The organism is Pseudomonas chlororaphis (genome assembly GCF_001921865.1).
GTDB classification, from domain to species: domain Bacteria; phylum Pseudomonadota; class Gammaproteobacteria; order Pseudomonadales; family Pseudomonadaceae; genus Aquipseudomonas; species Aquipseudomonas chlororaphis_D.
Genome location: NZ_MSCT01000020.1, coordinates 460937 through 481161, shown reverse-complemented (window position 1 = coordinate 481161; position 20225 = coordinate 460937). Strand labels below are relative to the sequence as shown.

Sequence of the window (20225 nt, the reverse complement as noted above, 5' to 3'; positions counted from 1 at the left end):
GCGAGGGCTGACTGCACTTATAACGGATAAGTGTGACATCAGGTCAACCCCGCACCGACGGGGTTCAGGTTCTCCAGGGTTTCAGCCAGAGGCCCAATGCGATCAGCAGGAGCAGCCCGGCGATGCTGCTGAGCCCCAGTTGCAGCCAGATATTGAGCAGCGGATGCAGCAACAGCGCCGCGCCGGCCAGCAGCACTGCACTTAAGGCCCAGCGCAGCGGCCAGCCGATCAGGGCGAGCAATTGTTGGCGCTGCATCAGCAGCAGGTTGGTCAGGATCACCCCGCCGAGGGCCGCCAGGGGGATCGCGGTCAAGCCCAGGAGCGACGGCAGGCCGGCCAGCAGCAAGGCGTTGAGCAGGCTGCCGAGCAGTTCGCAATGCAGCGGCGTGCGAGTATCGCTGGCGGCGTAGGCGTAACGCGCGAGCATGGCATTCCAGGCGCCGAACACCAGCGAAGTGGCGAACCAGCCGAGCAGCGCCGGCAGCGGCCCGTCGGCGCTCTGGACGGGCAGCAGCCAATGGATCAGCGCCGGGCTGGCGCCGACCAGGCCGAAGGCGGCCGGCAGGCTCAGCAGGGTCGCGGCGTCGAGCCCGCGGTGTAGCAGCCCGAGGCGCTGGTCGTCGGACTTGCCGCTCATCAGGCCGAGCAGGACCTGGTTCAGGCTCATCAGGGCAATCAACGGCAGGTTGATCAGTTTGCGCGCCAGGTTGACCCAGGTCACCGCGCCTTCGCCCAGGTAACTGGCGACCAGCCGCTCCACCAGCGCCAGGCCCTGGCTGGCCAGGTTGCTGGTCAGCAGCGGGCCGAGGCGCCCGAGCAGTTCCCGACCGGCCCCGGCGTCGCCGCGCACTTGCCAGGGGCGCCAGCCGATTTGCCAGATCGCCGGGACCAGCGACAGGCACATCAACAGGCTGCCGAGAAAGAACGCCAGCGCCAATTCGGAGCTCTGGCTCGCCCGGCCGTAGAAAAACAGGTAGAGCACCGGCGGCAGGTTGAACAGCAGCGAGCCCAGCCCCGGCAGGACAAACCGTTGCCGAGCGTGCAGCGGGATGCTGAACAGCGCATGCAACAGCAGGCCGGGAATGCAGGCCGCCAGGCTGCGCAGGTTGGCGGCGGCTTCGGCCTGGGCGGCGTTGTCGAGCCCGGGGCCGATCAGGCGGACCCACAGCGACGCACTCACCGCCAGCAGGACATACAAGCCCAGGCCCAGGCCCAGCAACTGCGGACTCAGCCCTGCCAGCCAGGAGCGCTGGCGCTGGGCGTCGCGCTGCTGATAGAGCGGCAGCGCCGCGGCCGCGAGGATACCGGCGGCCAGGGTCATGCGCAGGGCTTCGGGAATGAACACCGCGACCAGGAACGCATCGCTGCGGTTGCCCGCGCCCCAGGCCGCCACCAGCAGCCATTCGCGGGCGAAGCCGGCGACCAGCCCGGCGAGGGTCGCCAGGGTCAGCAGCAGGGTGCTGCCGAGCATCAGTGAAAGAGGGTGAACAGGCCTTTGCCACCCACCTTGTAGTTCAGCTCATGAGGGCGTTCGCCCATGGGTTTGGCGCCACTGCCGCCGATGATCTTGTAGGGTGCGACCGCCTTGGCCACGATGGTGTTGGCGGTCACCACGGCCCCGCGCCCGATATGCGCGCCATGGCCGATCAGCGCCCGGCTGGCAATCCAGGCGTAGTCGTCGATGTAGATGGGCGCGGACACCGACCAGAACTCGGGCGCCGTCAGGTCATGGCTGCCGGCGATGATCAGCACATGGGAAGCGACCGCCACGTGGTCGCCGATGATCAGCCCGGCTCGCGCATCCACCTGGCAATGCCAGGCGATCACGCTGTCGTCGCCCATCACCAGGTTCTCCACGCCCAGCACTTCGGTGTTGCGCCAGATGCTCGAGCCCTTGCCGATCTTCGCGCCGCCCAGGCGCAACCAGGCGATCCGCACATGGTGGCTGGGAATCTTGTTGATCAGAATGTTGTAGGCCTGTTCCCAGGCCCGCAGCCAGCGGTCCTTGAGGGTGGCCAGGTTCTTGCCGTAGCGCGGCACCAGGGTGGTCGGGATGTCCCGCTTCAGGCGCTGGTAGAGGCGCCGGGCCAGGGGATGTTCGATGACATCTTCGATGTTGACCGAGCAGATGCTGTAGCGCACCTGCTCGCCGTCGCCCTCGACGAACAGCACGTCGTGGTTCAGCCCCCAGCTGTAGGCCTCGAGCAGTTCGTCGTGGCCCACGCCCAGCTCCGAGGCCAGGGCAGGCAGGCGTTCCGGCAGATCCGTCGAATGGAAAATACGATGTTTCATGCGTGGCTATCCTTGGGGCTGGCGAGGGGGCGAGTGATGATCGGATGCAAGCGGACCTGTTGCAGGCTCATGCCCATCAACAGCCAGAACAGACCGATCAGCACGAAGGTGAAACTGAAGTAGTGGTCGAACAAACCGGTCAGCAGCGCCGCCAGCAGGCCGCAGATACACCCCAGCCACAGCGCGTTGTCGGCGGTCACCTGGCGAATCGGCGCCAGCGGTCGCACCTCGCGCCACCACAGCAGGGTCACGGTGATGAACAGCAGCATCCCCGGGATACCGATCTTGTAGATGAAGTTCAGCCACAGGTTGGAAATGCCCGGCAGGCCGCTGCCCGGCACGGGCGGGTCGACCTTGAAACCGATGCCCAGGGGGTAGCGCAGCATCGCCTCGGGGAATTTCGAGTACTCGTCGAAACGCACCTCGGTACTGGCGTTGGTCGCCGAGAACATGGTCATCAGGCGTTCTTGCAACGGCGGGTAGAACATCACCAGGGCCACCGCGAAGGCCGCGCCGAGGCCAATGATCCGGCCGCTGTAGGGCACCCGCTTGTAGGTCAGCCAGATCAGCACCAGGGCCAAAGCCAGGATCGCCCCGCGGGAAATACTCAACAGCAGCCCCGCGCACCCCAGGATCGCCACCGCCAGCCCCAGGGCTCGGCGCGCGCCGGTGCGGGTCCAGCCATAAAGCAGCGCCAGGGGAATGAACAACACCAGCACGCCGCCGGTGAGGTTGGGGTGGACCCAGGGCGACGCCATGCGCTGGTAGTTGGCGGAGAAGATGTCTTTCACCGCTTCGGGGTGGGCGTACTTGAGGTCGGTGAGGATCGGGATCATCGACATCGCATTGCGCGACTTGATGAACATGCCGATCGACAACAGCAGCATCAGCAGGTTGCCCAGCAGCAGGGCGATCACCACTTTGTCGCGGTCGGCGTCGGTGCGCAGCAGCAGCGGCACCATGAACAGCAGCGACAGGTTCATCAGCCAGCGCACCCAGTTCACCGGGCCGTTGCCTTCGGCGTGGATGATCAGCATGCCCCAGACAAAGGGGATCGCGCTGAACAGCATCAGCCACGCCATGGCCTGTTCGGTGGGGCGCCAGAGCATGAGGTTGCGGGTCTTGCCGATGAACGACTGCCAGAACACGCCGACCCAGGTCAGGCCCAGCACCGCTTCGCTGACGGTGGTGCGGATGCCCAGCTCCAGGGTGGTGTAGGGAATGCTGGTGGCCAGCACGGCGAAGATCAGCAAGCCCCACAGCGGCTTGCGGATCAGCGTCAGGGTCACGGCCAGGCCGATCACCACGAAGATGACTTTCACCGGAGGCAGGGCCCACAACAGAATCCCGAAGACCAGCCCCAGGATCAGGCCAATGAATTTTCCGGGCAGCATCAGTGAAAGAGCCCTGTGAGCAAGGTGTCGAGGCGCTGGCGGTAGGCCGGCTCCGCAAATTGCCGGGCCCATTCGCGCAGGGTGTCGGGATCGGGCCTGGCGCTGTCCTGGGCTTGCTCTATCAGCGCGCTGCGCAGGCTGGCGCGGTCCCGCGGGTCGAAACGCCGGGCGCCGGGCGGGGCGACTTCGTCGAGGGCCGAGCCCCTGGCCACCGCGACCGGCGTGCCGTGCCACAGCGCCTCGACTACCGGCAGGCCGAAGCCTTCGGCATAGGACGGCTGCCACAGGCAGTCGGCGTGCTGGTACAGGGCTTGCAACTGGTCGTCGCTGACCCCGTTGACCCAATGCAGGCCGGGCAGCGCGCTCAGGTTCGCCGGCAGGTCGCTGGCGTGGCCGACCAGCACCAGGTCCGGAACGTTCGGGTTTTCCTCGCGACAGCGTTGCCACTGTTCGATGAAGAACGGCATGTTCTTGCGCGGTTCCCGGGTGCCGACGACCAGCCAATAGCGCTCGGGCAGGCCGGCCGGCAAAGGGCCGGGGGTGCCGCGGTATTCCGGTACCAGGTTGTTCAGCACGCGGAATTTCGGCCGCGCCCAGGGAAACAGCCGGGCCGCTTCGCTGCAGGAGAAGCGCGAAGGGCACCAGACTTCGTCGGCGACCCAGATCGACCAGGCGATCGACACTGCGTCGATCAGCCGATAGGCCAGGGCCTTGAGCCGCGAGCGGTGGAAGTTGTGCTGGGTCAGCTGGAACAGGTCATGCAGGATCAGCACATAGCGGGTGCCCGCGGGCTTGTGGCCGATCGGCAGGCCCATGTTGGCGGTCGCAATATACAGGTCCACCGACTGCTCGCGAATGGTCGCCGGCAGGAATTTGCGCTCGAAGCGCAGGCGCACGCCGGGGCGTTGCAGGCCATCGAGGGGGCTCGGCCAGGCGGGGCAAAGGGCGCTCTGGCGTTGCGCGTGCTCCAGCGGCGCTTCGCTGACCAGCAGCAGTTCGCTGTCGTCGCGGGCGCGCAAAGCCTGTTCCAGTGCCTTGACCTGACGCGCGATGCCAGAGGAGGGCGCGACTGTGGCCGCACGATAATCGAGGGCTACACGCATGCGGGGTGCTCCTGTGTGGAAGGCAGGGTGCGGTAGATCTGTTCCAGCTCGTCGCCGGCCACCGCCCAGTCGTGATGTTGGCGGGCGTACAGGCGGGCGGCGTCGGCCAGGCGAACGGCGAGGGGCGCGTCGCTGAGCAGGCGGACCACCGCGTCGGCCAGGGTCTGCGCGTCGTCGCCGGCCAGGTAGTGTTCCGCGTCGCGAACGGCCAGGCCTGAGGCGCCTTGCGCGGTGCTGACCAGCGGCAGGCCGGCGGCCATGGCTTCGAGCACCTTGAGCTTGGAGCCGCCGCCCTGGCGCAACGGCGCGATGAACAATGCACAGCGGCGTTGCAGGTCGGGCAGGTCCGGGACGAACCCGACCCACTCGATGCGGCTGTCGCGCCAGCGCTCGGCCCAATGGGCGGGCAGGGCATAGCCGGCCACCGCCAGGCGGGCTTCGGGGCAACGGGCCCAGACCCGCGGGAAAATCTCATCAAGCAGCCACTGCACGGCGTCCAGGTTCGGTGCGTATTCGTAGTTGCCGACGAACAGCACGCGCTGGCTGTGAGGGTCGGCCGAGACCTGGGCAAAGCTGCGGCTGTCGACGCCGTTGACCACCACTTCGACCGGGGTACGGGTCAGTTGGCGCATGTCCTGGGCGTCGCTTTCGGTCACAGCCACCACTTGGCGGGCGGCGTCGAACGCCTTGCGTTCCCACTGCCGGCAGCGCCATTGGTCGTAGCGCACGAAGGGGCTGGCCCAGGCCGGGAAACGGTCGTAAGTCGCGCCGCCCAGGCTGGATTCGAGGTTGTGTTCGGTGAGCACGAAATCCCGCCCGGCCTGCCGCAGCGGTTGCAGGTAGGGTTGCAGGCTGTAGCTGTGTTCGACCTGGATCACATCCCAGGGCTCTTGCAGCAGGCTGGCGAAACGCTCGCGCAGCGGGCGCGACACGCCATTGACCGTGGTCAGCAGCGGCCAGGGCGCGAACAGCCCGGCCAACAGCGTGAGCGGATGCTTCAGCGGACGCCGGGGCACCACGATCAGGCGTTCGAGCCAGGGTTCGAGGGCCGCGCGGGTGACGGCATCGGCCGCGGTCTTCGATTGCACCAGCAAGGTGATGCGGTGCCCCCGCTCGCTCAGGGTCCGCAGCAGGTGAAACTGCCGGGTCTTGCCGCCGCTGGTCGTGGGCCAGGGCAGGTAGGGGAGAATCCAGAGAATCTTCACGTACGGCGCTCCATGTCCAGGTCGGTTACCACACGAGAATCTGCAGGGATGTTTTCACCGTCGGCTGGATACCGTTCGCGCCGTCGAGGCTTGCGCGGGTACCCGTCAGCGGGTCGTAGAGCTCGGCCTGGCGCACCTGCGGCAACCTGATGGTGCCGCCCTTGGCGCTCCAGAACATCAGCAGGCGCTTACCGTCGTCGCGGGTCCAGGACACGCTGTAGAAGGTGTCGGGCAGGTTTTCCAGCGCCGGGGTCTTGCCGGGCGTGAGGCGCGCGCCAGTGATCTCGAGAAAGCGCGCGAGCGCCTTGTACACCGGCTTGGGTTCGCCGTTGAGGTCCAGCAGGCCGTAATGCTGGTCGCGGGCCGAGGCGCGCGAGTCGAGGTCGGAAAGGGCGAAGAGGAAGATCCGCTCGTAGGCCTGGTCGCTCATCAGGGCCAGGCGGCGCAGGGTGTAGTCGGCCTGGCCGTCGACGCCGATCAGGCGCTGCATTTCCTTGGGGCCGGCGTAGCTCGACCAGCCCCACTCGGTGGCCCAGATCCTTTTCAGGCCGGCGCCGTGCAGCATGTCGTTGAGCTGGGTGCCGCGCAGCAGCACTTCGTTCTTGCCCGGTTCGTCGCTTTCCGGGGTTTCCGAGTAGGGGTGGTAGGCGGCGACCATGCCCAGGCTCTGCACGCCCAGTTCGCCGAGTTTCTCGAACATCAGCGCGTTGCGCTGGGTTGGCAACTGGCTGTAGTAGGCCATGCCGCCCATGACCTGGGTCTTGTCGGGCGCGACCTGGTTCAGGGCCTGATGAGTGGCCAGCAGCAGTTCGCCGTAGCCCTTGGCATCGGGTTTCGGCCGCCAGTTGTTGGGTATGTTCTGTTCGTTCCACACCTGCCAGGCGTCGATGTTCGGGTAACGCTGGGCCAGCATGGCCATGCGCGTGGCGAAGATTTTCGGATCGCGCGGCGGGTACTGATCCTGGAAGGGGCCGCCTTTGGGCGCGGTGGTCACGAACGGCGCCGAGCCCACCAGGTAGAACAGCGACTTGAGGTGCGATTCGGTCAGGGTCCTGTCCAGTTCGTCGAGGGTGCTGAGCTGGTAGCCCTCTTCGGTGGGTTCGAGCCGGTCCCAATGCAGGTCGACCCGTACCCATTGCAGGCCGAGCTGTTTCAGGGCGGCGATCTGCTTGCGGTACTGCGACGGGGTGAACCACAGGAAGTGTGCGTTGACCCCCAGGTAGTCCTTCCACACCAGGGTGCGGTCGGGCGCCAGGTTGATCGGCGTGGCGTCGACCTGCCCGCTGCGCAGCAAGACGCCGCCCACTGCCAGCACGGCCAGCAGCGGCAGGCAGCGCAACAGCAAGCGAGGTTTCAGGGGTAATCGGGTCTTCATGACGACCGCTCCTTGCACGCCTCGTTGAACAGTTCGGCGAAACGCTGCGCGGTGGCGCTCCATTCGCGTTGCCGTCCGGCTTCGCTGGCCCGGGCGGCCCATTCGCGGGCCAGTTCGGGCTCCAGCACCAGGCGGCTCAGGTGCTGGCTCAGCGCTTCGACATCGCCTTGTTGATAGGTCACGCCATTGCCGCCGGCGACCTCTTCGGCAAACGCCCGGGCATTGGAGGTGACGACCCCGCGCCCACAGGCGTTGGCCCAGGACAGGGCGCCGCTGGTGCCGCGCATCTGGCCCAGCCAGGCGAGCTTTTTCGATTCACGGTACGGCAGCACCATCACGTGATGGGCCTGGATGGTGCTGGCGATCTCGGCGGAGGGCAGGTCCAGCCGCCAATCCACCACGTCGTCCAGTTGCAGTTCGCGAATGCGTTGGCGCAGGCCGTCGAGGTAGTTGCCGGCCGGGTCGAAGGTCATTTCCGGCGCGGTGCCGCCGGCCAGGGTCAGGCGTACCTGGCCGCGGCACTGCGGGTTGGCCGCCAGGGTGCGGGCCAGGGCTTCGATCAGGTCTTCGATGCCCTTGCCGCGGTAGATGAAGCCGAAGTACAGCAGGCGCAAAGGCAGTAGCGGCGGCAGTTCGGCGGCCGCGATCGGCAGGTTGCCGTGGGCGATCACCGCCACCTGCCGCGGTTGCAGGCCCATGCGTTGGCGCAGGCAATCGCCGCCCAGGCGGGTCAGGGTGATCAGCCGCCGCATGCCGCGGGCCAGGCGTCGCTCTTCGTGCAGGGTCAGCGGGTCGGCGAGCAGCGCTGCGGCTTGCGGCAGCGGGTGCGGCAGGCGTTCGAGCAGGGTCAGCGGCCAGAACAGCCGGGCGCGCCGCCAGATCAGGCGCTCCGGGTCGTGCACGGTGGCGGTGCGGGGAATCTGCGGTTGCGCGCGGCTCAGGTATTCCAGGGCCTGGAACTCGCCGAAGCGTCCGCCGCCGAGTTCGGCGTGCACCAGGTCGATGCCCGTCCAGTCGAAGGCGCGCAGGCGGGCCAGCTGTTCGGCGGGCTCGTGACAACCGGCCAGCGGCGTCAGCACCTCGATGCCCAGGCTGCGCAGGGCATGGCTGAAATGCGCGGCGTAGTCGGCGATGCCGGTCTGTTCCGGCGGCAGCGGGGCCAGCAGGGCGATACGCATCAGGCCGCCCCGCGCCAGCTGTTGATCCGCTCCAGCACCCGGGACGGCACTTCGAAGCGGCGACGGTTGAGGATCAGCCCGTCGACCTTGCCGAAGGCGGTGGTCAGCAGCGACAGCGCGTTCTCGATCATCGGCACGGTGCTGGTGCGCGCCTCGATCACCAGGGCGATCAGGTCGGCGCGGCGCAGGATCAGGAAGGCTTCCTGGTTCGACAGCAGGGCCGAGGCATCCAGCAGCAGGACTTCGCCGGGCTGGGCCGGGGCGCTGTCGTCGACTCGCACGCGATGGCCGCGCTCTTCCAACAGGCGGCGCAGGCGCTCGAGGATGAAACTCACGCCTTCGCCGGGGCGCGCCGAGGTCAGGCTCAGGGTCAGGCCCTGGCTCTCGATACGGTCCAGGGGCAACAGGCTGTAGAGCCGGTAGATGCTCGCGGTCATGGCCGCGGGCGTGGCGTCCTCGAGGTCCGGCACGCTGCCCCACAGCGGCACCTGGAACACTTCCGGCAGGCGCGCGCCGTCGTGGATGCGCTGGTCCAGCAGGTAGCAGACGTAAATGGTCAGCAGCCCCACGGCGACCCCGGCGGGAATGGCGAACAGCAGGATCAGCAGGCTCTTGGGGAAGACCCGCGCCGGGTTGAAGGTGGCGTGCTCGATGATCGCGATATTGCTGATCTGGCTGCTGTCGAGCTCATGGTCGATGCGTGCCTGTTCGAGGTTTTCCGAGTACAGCGCGTAGCTCTTCTCGGCGGTGCGCAGTTGCTGGGTCAGGCGGTTCAGCTCGGGTTCGTCGGTCAGTACCCGGTCGCGCTCGGTACGCAGCGCGGCGAGGGTCTTGTCGTAGTCCTCGATCTGCCCGGTCAGCTTGCGCTGTTGCAACTGGGCATCGATGACCTGTTGCTTGACGTTGATCACCAGGCTGTTGGGCGCGGTGTTCTTCGAGCGTTCCAGGCGGGTTTCCTCCTGGGCGCTGAGGGCTTGCAGGTCGTGGATGTTCTGCTCGATCTGCTTGACCGCCGGGGCATCGGGCAAATAGGTGCGCAGCAGGCGCGCGCGCTCCACCTGCAAGGTGTTGAGCTGACGCTTGAGGTCGAGTTGGGTCGGGTTGAGGCTGGTCTCGCGGCTGGTCACCACTTCGCCGGGCTGTTCCTGGATCTGCTGGCGAGCGTTGACCAGGAAGCTGCTGATCCCGGACAGCTGGTTCTGCGCGTTGACCCGGGCGTCGGTCAGCCGGTCGATCTGGCTGGTGAGGTTTTCCAGGCGCGCATCGACGCTGATCGAATCGATCTGCTTGAGGCGGCCCTGCAACTGCTCCTTGAGGCTGAGGATCTGCCCGGCCACCTTGTTGCCTTCGCCCTCGTAGAAGGCATAGAGGCTTTTGCGCCCGAGCACCCGGGCGCGCTCCTCGAGGAAGGTATCGACCCAGATCTTCACCACTTGCTGGGCGACGTCCGGTTCGTCCCAGGTAAAGCTGATGTCGATCACCGACGAGCCCGGTTCATGGCTGGCCTGGAAGTTTTTTTCCAGGCGGGTGGCCAGGCGGTCCAGCGGGGTCTGCGGCTCCGACAGGCCGACCAGTTGCAGCAGGCTGCGCAGGGCGTCGATGGCCGAGGCCATGGCTTTCTTGACGTAGAACTTGAGGGTTTTCCAGAACCCCTGGGGCTCGGCCGCCGCGCTCATCTCCAGGTAACGCTCGGCGACCTTGTGCACGATGGGCCGGCCGGTGAGCATCTTTTCCTCGTCGACGATCGGGTCGTGCTGGGTGCTGGGCGAGATCAGCGTCTGGCGGTTGCCGGCTTCGATCGGCACCGTGGTGCTGTCGCGCCCGGGCTTGACCAGCAGGCGCGCGTCGGACTCGTAGCGCGCCGGCAGCAGGAAGGCGCCGAGTACCGCGACCACGATGGTGGTGACGACCGCGAGCTTGAACTCGCGGCGGAAAATGAAGAACAGGCGCAACAGGTCGCGCAGAGAACGTATTTCGATCACAGGATCACTCCGTTGAAAATTCTTGAACCAATGGCTGATGGAGGCCGATCAAACGAATCGATCCTGTTTACTGTCCCGTCCCGGTACCGGTGGAACTGCTGGTGAAGTTGTTGATGGTGTTGCCGCTGTTTTTCACGTCCTGCTGGTTCAGGTCATAGTTGAAGCCGACGCCGATCCCCTTGTTGATCGGGAACAGCTTGGTGAAGTACATGTCCACCGCCTCCACGGTGCTGCCGATCCTCGACTGCGGCACGTAGATCAGGTCGCCGCGCTGCAGGGCGACCATGGGGTGGTCGGGGTTGCTGAGCATGCTGGCGAGGTCGACGAAGTACATCTTGTACTTGCCGTCGGCGCCGGTGCGCAGCAGGGCGATGTTGGCGCTGTCGGCCGACGGCAGGACGCCGCCGGAGCTGAGCACGGCCTGTTCCACCGACACCTGGCCTGCCAGGTTGAAGAACGACGGGTTGGCCACTGCGCCGCCGATGAAGACGCGGTTGCTCGGGGCAATGGCGATGTTCACGGTCACCTCGGGCTCGCGATAGATGCGCTTGTAGCGCCCGGTGACTTCCTTGCCCAGGTCTTCCGGGGTCAGCAGCGCGGCCTTGATCCGGCCGATGCCGGGCATCGAGATGAAACCGTCCGGGCGCACCACGAACAGCGTCATCTCGTCGGAGCTGGCCGGCTCCTGCGCATCGCGGACGATGCGCAGGGTGTCGCCGCTCTGGATCAGCACCTGGGCGGGCGGCAGGTCGGCCAGGGTCAGGGCCGCCGCGTGGCGGGCCTTGAGGGTGTCGCTGTCGGGGAGCGCGACATGCGCGGGCGTCGAGCAGCCGCCCAGCCACAGGGAGGCGGTCAGGATGCTCAACAGACAAAGACGGGAACGTCGGTTAGTAGTCATCATTGACAGCTCAGGTCCAGTAGTTTGAAAACATGCTCAAGCGACGCTTGAGCGGTGTCGGCAGGTGCTGTTCGGCATGGCCGAGGCGATAGCCCAGCAGTTTCAACGCGCTGCGCAGCAGCACTTCGGGTACGCGTTGCAGCTGGCCGGCGTCGCGCAGGGCGCGCAGCTCGGCCAGGACGTAGCGCTTGCCCTCGCCGCCAGCGGCGCCGAAGGCTTCGCGGATCCACGGCTCGCGGCCATAGAACACGCCGATGTCGAAATAGCGGCGGAATTCCTGCATCAGGTTGTAGTGGTGCGAGTGCTGCACGCAGGCACTGGCGGCGTAGCGCACCAGGTAGCCGTCGAGCAGCATGCGCGCGGCAACGTGGGCGTCCTCGCTGCCGATGACATCCTCGGGAAAACCGCCCACCGCTTGCAGGGCGCTGCGCCGGTAGACGGAAAACGAGTCGGAGCTGAAGCAGGTCTTGATCCCCAGCTCGCTGGCATCGGCCAGGCTTTTGCTGCGGCTCTGCGCGCCGTAGTTGAAATGGCGCGATTGCGCTTCGAGAATCCCGGCCCCGGGGTGGGGCAACTGACGGCCATAGGCGAGGCCGATCCGCGGGTCGGCCTGCAGCTCCTGGATCAGGTTGGCGAAGGTCTGCGGTGTGGCCGGAATCGCATCCTGGGTCAGCAGGATCAGCGCGTCGGCATCCACCTGTTCGCTGGCCCAGCGCCGGGTACCGCCATGGTTGAACTGGTTGGCGGCGATGACCTCCACCCGCGCTCCGAACTGGCGGAAGCGGCTGACGGTGTCATCCGTCGAGCTGCTGTCGACCACCAGCACGCTGTCCGGTTGCAGCGTCTGCGCGGCCAGCGCCGCAAGCAGCCGGTCCAGGTGCGGTCCGGCGTTGCGGGCGGGGATGATCAGCGCCACTTTCATCATGGCTTGGCCTGGGCCGGGGCGCGGCCGTAGATGTCCTCGAAGCGCACGATGTCGTCTTCGCCCAGGTACTCGCCGCTTTGCACTTCGATCATCACCAGATCGATCACCCCGGGGTTGCTCAGGCGGTGTTTGTGGCCGGCGGGGATATAGGTGGACTCGTTGCTGTTGAGCAGGATTTCCTGGTCGCCATTGGTGATCAGCGCCGCGCCGCTGACCACGATCCAGTGCTCGCTGCGGTGATGATGCATTTGCAACGACAGCGATTCCCTGGGCTTGACCATGATGCGCTTGATCTTGAAGCGGCTGCTTTCCTCCAGCACGGTGTAGGTGCCCCAGGGCCGGGTGACCGTGCGGTGCAGGCTGTAGGCACTGTGGCCCAGGCGCTTGAGCTCGGTGACGATATGGCGCACGTCCTGGGTCCGGGCAGCGTCGGCCACCAGCAGTGCGTCCGGGGTGTCGACGATGATCAGGTTGCTCACGCCGACCGCGCCCAGAACACGCTTGGGCGAGTCGATGTAGCAGTTGCTCACGTCATGCAGGATGGCCTCGCCGTTGACCTGGTTGCCGGCCGCGTCGCTCGGGGTCAGTTGGCGCAGCGCGTCCCAGGAGCCGATGTCGCTCCAGCCAATGCTGCAAGGCACCACGGCCACCCGTTCGGAGCGTTCCATCAGGGCCACGTCGATCGACACGTCCGGGGCGCTGGCCAGGCTGTCGGCGTCGAGTTCGCGCTGGCGGCAGTGTTGGTTGTCCAGGGTCGTGCCCTGTTCCAGGCAAGCCTGGGCGGCGCTCAATACCTCGGGGGCGTGCAGGGCTAGCTCTTGCAGCAAGGTGTCGGCCTGGAAGCAGAACATCCCGGCGTTCCACAGGTGCTTGCCGCCATCGAGGTAGGCCTGGGCGGTGGCCAGGTCGGGCTTTTCGACGAAGCGCGCGACCTGGAACCCCTGTTGCAGCGCCGCTCCCTGCTCGATGTAGCCGAAGCCGGTCTCGGCCTTGTCGGGCTGGATGCCAAAGGTCACCAGGTAACCTGCTTCGGCCAGGCTGCGCGCCTGGCCCACGGCTTCGACGAAGGCGTCCTGGTCGAGGATCAGGTGGTCGGCCGGGAGGATCAGCAACTGCGCTGCGTCGCCCCAGTGCTCGCGCACATGCAGGGCCGCGACGGCGATGGCCACCGCGGTATTGCGTCCGAAGGGCTCGAGCAGCAGGTCCAGGCGCAGTTTGTGCGGGTTGACGCCGCGGTATTCGTCCAGCGAGCGGAACAGCAGGTCACGGTTGGTCACTGTGACCACGCAACCGACATCCGGCAGGCTGCTGGCGCGCACGAAGGTCTTTTGCAGCAGGCTCTGGCCGTCGCGCATGCGGATGAACGGCTTGGGCATGTTCTGCCGAGACACAGGCCACAGGCGCGAGCCCGAGCCGCCGGAAATGATGCAGGGGATCAAGCCAGCGAATGTGCTCATCAATAGACTTCCTTCGTCGAGAGAACGGCCGGGACCGTCATGAAAACGATGTATAGATCCAGCCAGACCGACCACTTGGAGATGTAGTCGAGGTCGTACTCCACGCGTTTCTGGATTTTCTGCAGGGTGTCGGTTTCTCCGCGGTAGCCATTGATCTGCGCCCAGCCGGTGATGCCGGGCTTGACCCGGTGGCGCGAGCTGTACTCACGCACCGCCTGCTCGAACGGCACGCCCGCGGCCTTGGTGGCGGTGGCGTGCGGGCGCGGCCCGACGATCGACATGTTGCCCTGCAATACGTTGAACAACTGGGGCAGCTCGTCGATGCTGGTTTTGCGGATGAAGCGGCCGACCCGGGTGATCCGCGGGTCTTCCCGAGTGGTTTGCTGCTCGGCGTTGAGGTCTGCCTGTTCGACATACATCGAGCGGAACTTGAACACACGGATCAGCCGGTCGTTGTAGCCGTAGCGCTTTTGTCGGAACAGCACCGGGCCCTTGGAGTCGAGCTTCACCGCCAGCGCGGTGATCAGCAGCACCGGAGACAGCAGGACCAGGCCCAGCAGGGCGAGCGTGATGTCTTCGCAGCGTTTGATCAGCGGCGACCAGCCGCGCAGCGGCAACTCCGAGGTGTTGAACATCAGGATGCCGCCGACATCGGTCATGCGGTTATGGCCGAAGCGCAGGGTGGTGATATCGGGCACCAGGGCGACATTCACCGACAGGTGGCGCAAGCGCTGGACCAGTTCGCCGATACGCGCATGGGCGGTCCAGGGTAGGGCGATCAGCACCTGGTTGACCTGCTCGCTGCGGATCAGCTGTTCCAGGTTGCGGGTGTTGCCCAGGAACGGCAGGTCGCAGAACTCCTTGGGGACCCGGTCGCTGCGGTCGTCGATGAAACCGATCAGGCCGGAGCGGATATCGCCGTGGCGCTGGATATGTTCGGCGAGGAACTGGGCGCTTTCGCTGAAACCGAGGATGACCGTGCGTTGCAGGTATTTACCGTGGGCCATCCATGAATGGAACAGACGCAGCAACAGCAAGCGCTCGATACCGAACAGCACCAGGCCGGCGATGAACCAGAGAAACAGGTCCTGCAGGCTGAAGACCGGAAGCAGGTGCAGCCCCAGGTACATGACCAGCAGGATGCAGAAGGCGGAGGTCCAGGCCACCAGCATCGTGCGAAAACGCAGGCGGTTGCTGAAGAACTCCTCGGAATAGACCCCCAGGGCCTGGAACAGGATGACGGTGATCACCGCAAAGAACAGCAACAGCCCGAACACGGTGGACCAGAGCTCCGTGCTGTCCGATTCAAGGCTCAGGAACAGCAGGATTCCAGGCAAGGCAGCCGACAGCGCATGGGTCAGCTTTACCCCGGCGATAAAGAGCTCCATGAATCCTGTTCGTGTCAGAAACCTGCTATCAATCGATTTCTTAAGCATCGAATCCCATCGCTGCCAGGTAAAACCCAGCTCTGTCAAAGGTGAAGCCGCTACAGAGGCAGGGTTGAAAACTATGGTTATTGCGGAATGTCTATTTTCCGTCAGCCAGAGATGGCCCAAAGACACTATCACCTGACTTTAATGGTCAACTAATTGACTAATTATCGCAGGTAAACCTTTTTTTTGCATTATGCATCGGTTTTTTGACGGTTTGTTGTATTCAAGACGAACGGAAAATGTGCACGAGCGTCACGAAGTTGGCTCGCTTGCAAGCCCTCAGAACCGATGATTGGAGTGTTGTTCAGGGGGTGGGTCTTGTCCAACTGGTGGCGTTTTATTCCTTTTTCACCCGCGGATTCGCGGGTCATCGCCGACCGGAGTAGCATGCCTCGGCGGTGTCGACTGGGCACCGGACTCATCAAGGGAGGGGAGAGGTTGTGAGGTATTGGTCATTGCTGTTGCTGGGATTCCTGCCATGGCTGGCGCAGGCGGTTGAAGTGGGCGAGCGGTTGGCGCCCTGGACCCTGCTCGATCAGTTCGACCAGGCTTATAGCCTGGACGGGCAGGCACGGACGCTGTTGGTGGCACGCAGTATGGACGGCGCCAAGCTGGTGAACGCGGCTTTGCAGGACCGCCCCAAGGGTTACCTGGAATCGCGGCAGACGGTGTTTGTTGCGGATATCCAGCGTATGCCGACGGTGATCGCCAGCCTGTTCGCGGTGCCGGCAATGCGCGATTACCGTTACCGGATCATGCTCGACCGCGACGGCCGGGTGGCGCCGCGCTATGCCGGCGCGGTGGATAAAGTCCTGTGGCTGCAACTGGACGATGGCCGGCTGGTTGCTCGGCGAGAGTTCGCCTCGGCCGCCGAGCTGCGCGCGGCGCTGGAGCAGGCGCGGCCATGATCAGCGCCGGGTTGTTGGCGCCAGCGACCCTAGGCATCGGCTGGCTGATCTATCTGCCGGTGTTGGCCTGGGCCGTGTGGCGCTCGCCCTGGGTCGAGCTGTTCAGCGACAGGCGGCGCCAGCACCTGCTCTTCGGTACGGTGTTCGCGCTGTTCATGCTGTGGTTGGTGCGCCGGGATTTCGATACGGGTGTGTCCTATCACTTTATTGGCATGACCGCGGTGACCCTGCTGCTGGACTGGCCGCTGGCGATAGTCGGCGGGCTGATTACCCAACTGGGGCTGGTGGCGCTGGGGCGCCAGGACCTGGCCGCAGTCGGGATCAATGGCGCCTTGCTGATCCTGCTGCCGGTGCTGGTCACCGAATGCTGCGCCATCCTGGTGGAGCGTGCGCAGCCGCGTAATCCCTTTGTGTATATCTTCTGCGCCGGTTTTTTTGCCGCGGCCCTGTCGGCCCTGTTGTGCCTGCTGATCGGCCTGGGCCTGTTGTGGTTCGACGAGCGTTTTGCCATGCCGGAATGGCTGGAGGATTTCATCGGCTACCTGTGGCTGATCATCTTTCCCGAGGCCTTCATCAACGGCATGGTGGTCAGCGCCCTGGTGGTGTTCTGCCCCGAATGGCTGGAAACCTTCAACCGCACCCGTTACCTGTCGGCACCGTGGAAGGATGACGATCCGCGTTCTTGATCCATATCAAACACTCCTGGCTGGCGCGGTTTCATGCTCTGGCAAAACCGTTCGGGAGCATGGGCATGAGTGTGTATGAGTGGGCGCGGCAGGAACTGCGCAACAGTCTGAGTGCCGCGCAGGAGGAGGGTTTCGAGCCGGGCTTGAGCTTGCGCGCCTTGCTCAGCGCGGTGGTGCAGGAGAGTCGGCGGGTGCGCAGCGCCGAGGATCTGGCCGACGAGTTGCAGTTTCTCGCGGAGAACCTCGACGATACGCAGGACTACGGTTTCATGCGGCCTTAGTGGGCGCGAGGTGGCAGATCGTCGGAAAACAGCTCGTCCTCGGCATCCGGGCCGACGGGAATCTTGTGCTCTTCGGCGGCCCAGGCGCCGAGGTCGATCAGTTTGCAACGGTCCGAGCAGAAGGGACGGTTGACGTTGTTCGTGGTCCATTCCACGGGCGCACCGCAGGTTGGACATTCCACGGTCAGGGGTTGGCTCATGACTGGCCTCCACGCAAGGTAAGGTAAAAGTGATGCAGGCGTTCGACCTCGCTGTGCAGCCAGGCGCGGTCGCGGTCATTGACCAGCACATCGTCGGCATGGCGCAGGCGGTCTTCGCGGGTGGCCTGGGCCTTGAGGATCGCCTGAACCTGCTGTTCGCTGATTCCGTCGCGCTGCAGGGTCCGCTCGATCTGCACGTGCTGCGGTACATCGATCACCAGGATCCGCTCGGTCATCGTGTGCTGCCCGGACTCGATCAACAGCGGCGACACCAGGATCGCGTAGGGCGATTCGGCGCGGGCCAGGTGGGCGGCAATTTCATCGGCAATCAGCGGGTGCAACAACGCCTCCAGCCAGAGGCGTTGTTGCGGCACCTCGAAGATCAGTGTGCGCAGCGCGGCGCGGTCCAGCTGGCCGTCGGGTTGCAGCACGCTGTCGCCGAAATGCTCGGCGATGCGGGCCAGGGCCGGACGGCCAGGCTCGACCACCCAGCGGGCCGCGTGATCGGCATCCACGACCTGGATACCCAGGTCGATGAAGTGCTGGGCGGCGGCGCTTTTGCCGCTGCCGATACCGCCGGTGAGGCCGAGGATCCAGGGTTTGAGAACAGGCTTGGTCATTTGAAACCGACAAACTGCAAATAGAAGTCGGTTATTTGACCACCCCAGAGCAAGGCAATCCAGCCGGCAATGGCCAGAAAGGGGCCGAAGGGGATCGGCGTCGACATCTGCGCCCGTTGCCGACGCAGCAGCGCAGCCCCCACCAGGGCCCCTGTCAGCGAGGCCAGCAACAGGGTGATCGGCAGAATCTGCCAGCCGCCCCAGGCGCCGAGCATGGCCAACAGCTTGAAATCGCCGTGGCCGATGCCTTCCTTGCCCGTCAGCAGCTTGAACAGCCAGTACACCGTCCACAGGCACAGGTAGCCGGCCACGGCGCCCCACAGGGCATCGTGCAGCCCGACGAACAGCTCGAAGCCATTGGCGATCAGGCCCAGCCATAACAGCGGCAGCACCAGAACATCGGGCAACAGCTGATGGTCGGCGTCGATCAGGCTCATCGCCAACAAGCCCCAGCTCAGGATCAGCAGCAGCCCGGCCTGCCAGCCAAAGCCGAAGTGCCAGGCCACGAATGCCGAAGCCACGCCGCAGGCCAGCTCCACCAGGGGGTAACGCTGGCTGATTGCGGTCTTGCACGCGGCGCAGCGCCCACCCAGCAGCAGGTAGCTGAGCAACGGGATGTTTTCCCAAGGACGGATCGGGTGGGCGCAGTGCGGGCACTGGGAGTGCGGGAGCAACAGGTTGTAGGTCGGCCCGGCGGGCTCCTCGGGCAACCCGAGGATGTCACGGGCCTGGGCGCGCCAGTCGCGCTCGAGCATCTTCGGCAGGCGCCAGACCAACACGTTGAGGAAGCTGCCGACAATCAGGCCCAGGACCAGTGCCGATGACACGAAGGCCAGCGGATAGCTGGCCAGGACTTCACTCAATGACATGTTCAGATCGCTGTACCAAGTTGGAAGATGGGTAAGTACATGGCGACCACCAGGCCGCCGACAAGGGTGCCCAAAACTACCATGATCGCGGGTTCCATGAGACTGCTCAGGGTGTCGACCAGGGTATCGACTTCCGCCTCATAGTGGATCGCCACCTTTTCCAGCATGCCGTCCAGGTTCCCGGATTCCTCGCCGATGGCGGTCATCTGGATGGCCATGCCGGGAAAAACTCCGCAGGCGCGCATGGAAAAGTGCAGCTGCATGCCGGTCGCCACGTCTTGCCGGATCCGCTTCACCGCCTGTTTGAACACCCGGTTGCCGGTGGCCCCGGCCACCGAGCCCAGGGCCTCCACCAGCGGTACCCCGGCGGCGAAGGTGGTGGACAGGGTACGGGCGTAGCGCGCCACGGCGGACTTGTACAGCAGCGGCGCCACCAGCGGCAGTTTCAGCAGGACGACGTCCAGCCACTGGCGAAAGCGCGGTGAGCGCCTGTGGGCCTGGCGCAGGCCGAACACGCCGAGCGCCAGGCCGCCCAGCAGCAGCCATCCCCATTGCTGCACGAACTCCGAGAGGGCGATGACCCATTGGGTGAACACCGGCAGTTGCGCGCCGAAGCCCTCGAACATCGATTGGAATTGCGGTACCACCTTGACCAGCAGGATGCCCGTCACCACCAGCGCCACGCAGACCACTGCCAGTGGATAGGTCATGGCCTTGCGGATACGCGTCTTGAGGTTTTCGCTTTTTTCCTTATAGGTCGCCACTCGCTCCAGCAGGGTTTCCAGGGCCCCGGCCTGCTCTCCGGCGTCCACCAGGTTGCAGTACAGATCGTCGAAATGTTGCGGCCGCTTGCGCAAGGCGGCAGTGAAGCTGCTGCCGGCGGCGATGTCCTGCTTCAAGTCTTCCATCAGCTTGCGCATGTTCGGATGGTCGAAGCCCTCGGCGATGATGTCGAGGGCTTGCAACAGCGGCACGCCGGCCTTGAACAGGGTGGCCAACTGCCGGGTGAACAGGCTGATATCGCGGGCCTTGATGGCCGGTGTGCGTTGCAGCAGCGAGCGAGGTTTCTTCCTGACCCTGGTCGGGATGATGCCTTGCTTGCGCAACTGGGCCCTGATCAGCGAAGGGCTATGGCCGCTCAACTCGCCACGCAGTGGGCTGCCTTGCCTGTCGGTGCCTTCCCACAGGTAAACGCTGATTTTTATTGCCTTGACCGCCATGGTGTTCAGTCCCGGGGTGATGGAGGTGCTCGGTGCCGGCAAGGCCCGGAGCGATGCCGGGCTCGTTGCTGCGTGAGGCGCGGCGTCCGGCTCATAGAGTTTGAATCGGCCGATACGTTCCTTGGCCGGGTCGGGCGACATGGGGAGTCGGATGACAGCGTAGCCCGCCATGGCGGCCGGCCGAGGGCACTTGGCTGAC

Annotated in this window: 19 protein-coding genes; 3 read left to right on the top strand and 16 right to left on the bottom strand. The window is 65.4% G+C overall.

Annotation, left to right across the window (positions count from 1 at the left end; all coding sequences use genetic code 11):
- Positions 1-64 precede the first annotated feature (64 nt).
- The 12 genes from BTN82_RS25230 to BTN82_RS25175 form a co-directional block, all read right to left on the bottom strand.
- Entirely contained in the window at positions 65-1471 is a 1407-nt protein-coding gene (locus BTN82_RS25230) for a lipid II flippase MurJ (protein ID WP_075121781.1), read from the bottom strand.
- Positions 1471-2292, bottom strand: a complete 822-nt coding sequence (locus tag BTN82_RS25225) for an acyltransferase (protein WP_075121780.1) — start codon at positions 2290-2292, stop codon at positions 1471-1473. The genes BTN82_RS25230 and BTN82_RS25225 overlap by 1 nt, the downstream gene beginning before the upstream one ends.
- Complete coding sequence (locus BTN82_RS25220; RefSeq protein ID WP_075121779.1) at positions 2289-3686, bottom strand: O-antigen ligase family protein; 1398 nt, start codon at positions 3684-3686, stop codon at positions 2289-2291. Before BTN82_RS25220 ends, BTN82_RS25225 begins: the two co-directional genes overlap by 4 nt.
- Entirely contained in the window at positions 3686-4789 is a 1104-nt protein-coding gene (locus BTN82_RS25215) for a glycosyltransferase family 4 protein (RefSeq protein WP_075121778.1), read from the bottom strand. The genes BTN82_RS25220 and BTN82_RS25215 overlap by 1 nt, the downstream gene beginning before the upstream one ends.
- On the bottom strand, positions 4780-5994 hold the full coding sequence (locus BTN82_RS25210) for a glycosyltransferase family 4 protein (protein WP_075121777.1): 1215 nt from the start codon (positions 5992-5994) through the stop codon (positions 4780-4782). The genes BTN82_RS25215 and BTN82_RS25210 overlap by 10 nt, the downstream gene beginning before the upstream one ends.
- A gap of 25 nt (positions 5995-6019) precedes the next feature.
- Complete coding sequence (locus tag BTN82_RS25205) at positions 6020-7369, bottom strand: beta-galactosidase (RefSeq protein WP_075121776.1); 1350 nt, start codon at positions 7367-7369, stop codon at positions 6020-6022.
- Positions 7366-8547: a glycosyltransferase gene (locus BTN82_RS25200; RefSeq protein WP_075121775.1), complete on the bottom strand. Its 1182-nt coding sequence runs from the start codon at positions 8545-8547 to the stop codon at positions 7366-7368. The genes BTN82_RS25205 and BTN82_RS25200 overlap by 4 nt, the downstream gene beginning before the upstream one ends.
- Entirely contained in the window at positions 8547-10529 is a 1983-nt protein-coding gene (locus BTN82_RS25195; protein ID WP_075121774.1) for a GumC family protein, read from the bottom strand. Before BTN82_RS25195 ends, BTN82_RS25200 begins: the two co-directional genes overlap by 1 nt.
- A gap of 67 nt (positions 10530-10596) precedes the next feature.
- Positions 10597-11430 (bottom strand): polysaccharide biosynthesis/export family protein, encoded by an 834-nt coding sequence (locus BTN82_RS25190; RefSeq protein WP_075121773.1) that lies wholly within the window; start codon positions 11428-11430, stop codon positions 10597-10599.
- Positions 11431-11437: 7 nt separating this feature from the next.
- On the bottom strand, positions 11438-12349 hold the full coding sequence (locus BTN82_RS25185) for a glycosyltransferase family 2 protein (RefSeq protein ID WP_075121772.1): 912 nt from the start codon (positions 12347-12349) through the stop codon (positions 11438-11440).
- Positions 12349-13809: a mannose-1-phosphate guanylyltransferase/mannose-6-phosphate isomerase gene (locus tag BTN82_RS25180; RefSeq protein ID WP_075121771.1), complete on the bottom strand. Its 1461-nt coding sequence runs from the start codon at positions 13807-13809 to the stop codon at positions 12349-12351. Before BTN82_RS25180 ends, BTN82_RS25185 begins: the two co-directional genes overlap by 1 nt.
- Positions 13809-15245 carry an undecaprenyl-phosphate glucose phosphotransferase gene (locus BTN82_RS25175; RefSeq protein WP_075121770.1) on the bottom strand — a complete coding sequence of 479 codons (1437 nt, stop codon included), beginning with the start codon at positions 15243-15245 and terminating at the stop codon, positions 13809-13811. The genes BTN82_RS25180 and BTN82_RS25175 overlap by 1 nt, the downstream gene beginning before the upstream one ends.
- Positions 15246-15682: 437 nt before the next feature.
- On the opposite strand from BTN82_RS25175, the gene BTN82_RS25170 reads away from it, so the two are divergent.
- From BTN82_RS25170 to BTN82_RS25160, 3 genes are all read left to right on the top strand, one after another.
- Entirely contained in the window at positions 15683-16150 is a 468-nt protein-coding gene (locus BTN82_RS25170) for an FAD/FMN-containing dehydrogenase (protein WP_075121769.1), read from the top strand.
- Positions 16147-16836, top strand: coding sequence for an energy-coupling factor ABC transporter permease (locus BTN82_RS25165; protein ID WP_075121768.1), 690 nt, complete (start codon positions 16147-16149; stop codon positions 16834-16836). The genes BTN82_RS25170 and BTN82_RS25165 overlap by 4 nt, the downstream gene beginning before the upstream one ends.
- Before the next feature lie 65 nt (positions 16837-16901).
- On the top strand, positions 16902-17117 hold the full coding sequence (locus BTN82_RS25160) for a hypothetical protein (protein ID WP_075122016.1): 216 nt from the start codon (positions 16902-16904) through the stop codon (positions 17115-17117).
- Here BTN82_RS25160 and yacG read toward each other — a convergent pair.
- From yacG to BTN82_RS25140, 4 genes are read right to left on the bottom strand one after another with little or no spacing between them, the layout of a single operon-like run.
- Positions 17114-17317 carry a DNA gyrase inhibitor YacG gene (gene yacG / locus BTN82_RS25155; RefSeq protein WP_075121767.1) on the bottom strand — a complete coding sequence of 68 codons (204 nt, stop codon included), beginning with the start codon at positions 17315-17317 and terminating at the stop codon, positions 17114-17116. The two genes, BTN82_RS25160 and yacG, sit on opposite strands and share 4 nt — an antisense overlap.
- The gene (gene coaE, locus BTN82_RS25150; RefSeq protein ID WP_075121766.1) at positions 17314-17937 is read right to left on the bottom strand and encodes a dephospho-CoA kinase; all 624 of its coding nucleotides are present in this window, start codon (positions 17935-17937) and stop codon (positions 17314-17316) included. Before coaE ends, yacG begins: the two co-directional genes overlap by 4 nt.
- Positions 17934-18806 (bottom strand): prepilin peptidase, encoded by an 873-nt coding sequence (locus BTN82_RS25145; RefSeq protein ID WP_075121765.1) that lies wholly within the window; start codon positions 18804-18806, stop codon positions 17934-17936. The genes coaE and BTN82_RS25145 overlap by 4 nt, the downstream gene beginning before the upstream one ends.
- A gap of 2 nt (positions 18807-18808) precedes the next feature.
- Complete coding sequence (locus BTN82_RS25140) at positions 18809-20026, bottom strand: type II secretion system F family protein (RefSeq protein ID WP_075121764.1); 1218 nt, start codon at positions 20024-20026, stop codon at positions 18809-18811.
- Positions 20027-20225: the final 199 nt, after the last annotated feature.

Bases quoted from the DNA above. Each gene is read 5' to 3' on its own strand.
- BTN82_RS25180 (WP_075121771.1), bottom strand. From the start codon at position 13,809: ATGAGCACATTCGCTGGCTTGATCCCCTGCATCATTTCCGGCGGCTCG.
- BTN82_RS25175 (WP_075121770.1), bottom strand. From the start codon at position 15,245: ATGCTTAAGAAATCGATTGATAGCAGGTTTCTGACACGAACAGGATTC.
- BTN82_RS25165 (WP_075121768.1), top strand. From the start codon at position 16,147: ATGATCAGCGCCGGGTTGTTGGCGCCAGCGACCCTAGGCATCGGCTGG.
- BTN82_RS25230 (WP_075121781.1), bottom strand. From the start codon at position 1,471: ATGCTCGGCAGCACCCTGCTGCTGACCCTGGCGACCCTCGCCGGGCTG.
- BTN82_RS25225 (WP_075121780.1), bottom strand. From the start codon at position 2,292: ATGAAACATCGTATTTTCCATTCGACGGATCTGCCGGAACGCCTGCCT.
- BTN82_RS25220 (WP_075121779.1), bottom strand. From the start codon at position 3,686: ATGCTGCCCGGAAAATTCATTGGCCTGATCCTGGGGCTGGTCTTCGGG.
- coaE (WP_075121766.1), bottom strand. From the start codon at position 17,937: ATGACCAAGCCTGTTCTCAAACCCTGGATCCTCGGCCTCACCGGCGGT.
- yacG (WP_075121767.1), bottom strand. From the start codon at position 17,317: ATGAGCCAACCCCTGACCGTGGAATGTCCAACCTGCGGTGCGCCCGTG.
- BTN82_RS25205 (WP_075121776.1), bottom strand. From the start codon at position 7,369: ATGAAGACCCGATTACCCCTGAAACCTCGCTTGCTGTTGCGCTGCCTG.
- BTN82_RS25215 (WP_075121778.1), bottom strand. From the start codon at position 4,789: ATGCGTGTAGCCCTCGATTATCGTGCGGCCACAGTCGCGCCCTCCTCT.
- BTN82_RS25200 (WP_075121775.1), bottom strand. From the start codon at position 8,547: ATGCGTATCGCCCTGCTGGCCCCGCTGCCGCCGGAACAGACCGGCATC.
- BTN82_RS25160 (WP_075122016.1), top strand. From the start codon at position 16,902: ATGAGTGTGTATGAGTGGGCGCGGCAGGAACTGCGCAACAGTCTGAGT.
- BTN82_RS25185 (WP_075121772.1), bottom strand. From the start codon at position 12,349: ATGAAAGTGGCGCTGATCATCCCCGCCCGCAACGCCGGACCGCACCTG.
- BTN82_RS25190 (WP_075121773.1), bottom strand. From the start codon at position 11,430: ATGATGACTACTAACCGACGTTCCCGTCTTTGTCTGTTGAGCATCCTG.
- BTN82_RS25145 (WP_075121765.1), bottom strand. From the start codon at position 18,806: ATGTCATTGAGTGAAGTCCTGGCCAGCTATCCGCTGGCCTTCGTGTCA.
- BTN82_RS25140 (WP_075121764.1), bottom strand. From the start codon at position 20,026: ATGGCGGTCAAGGCAATAAAAATCAGCGTTTACCTGTGGGAAGGCACC.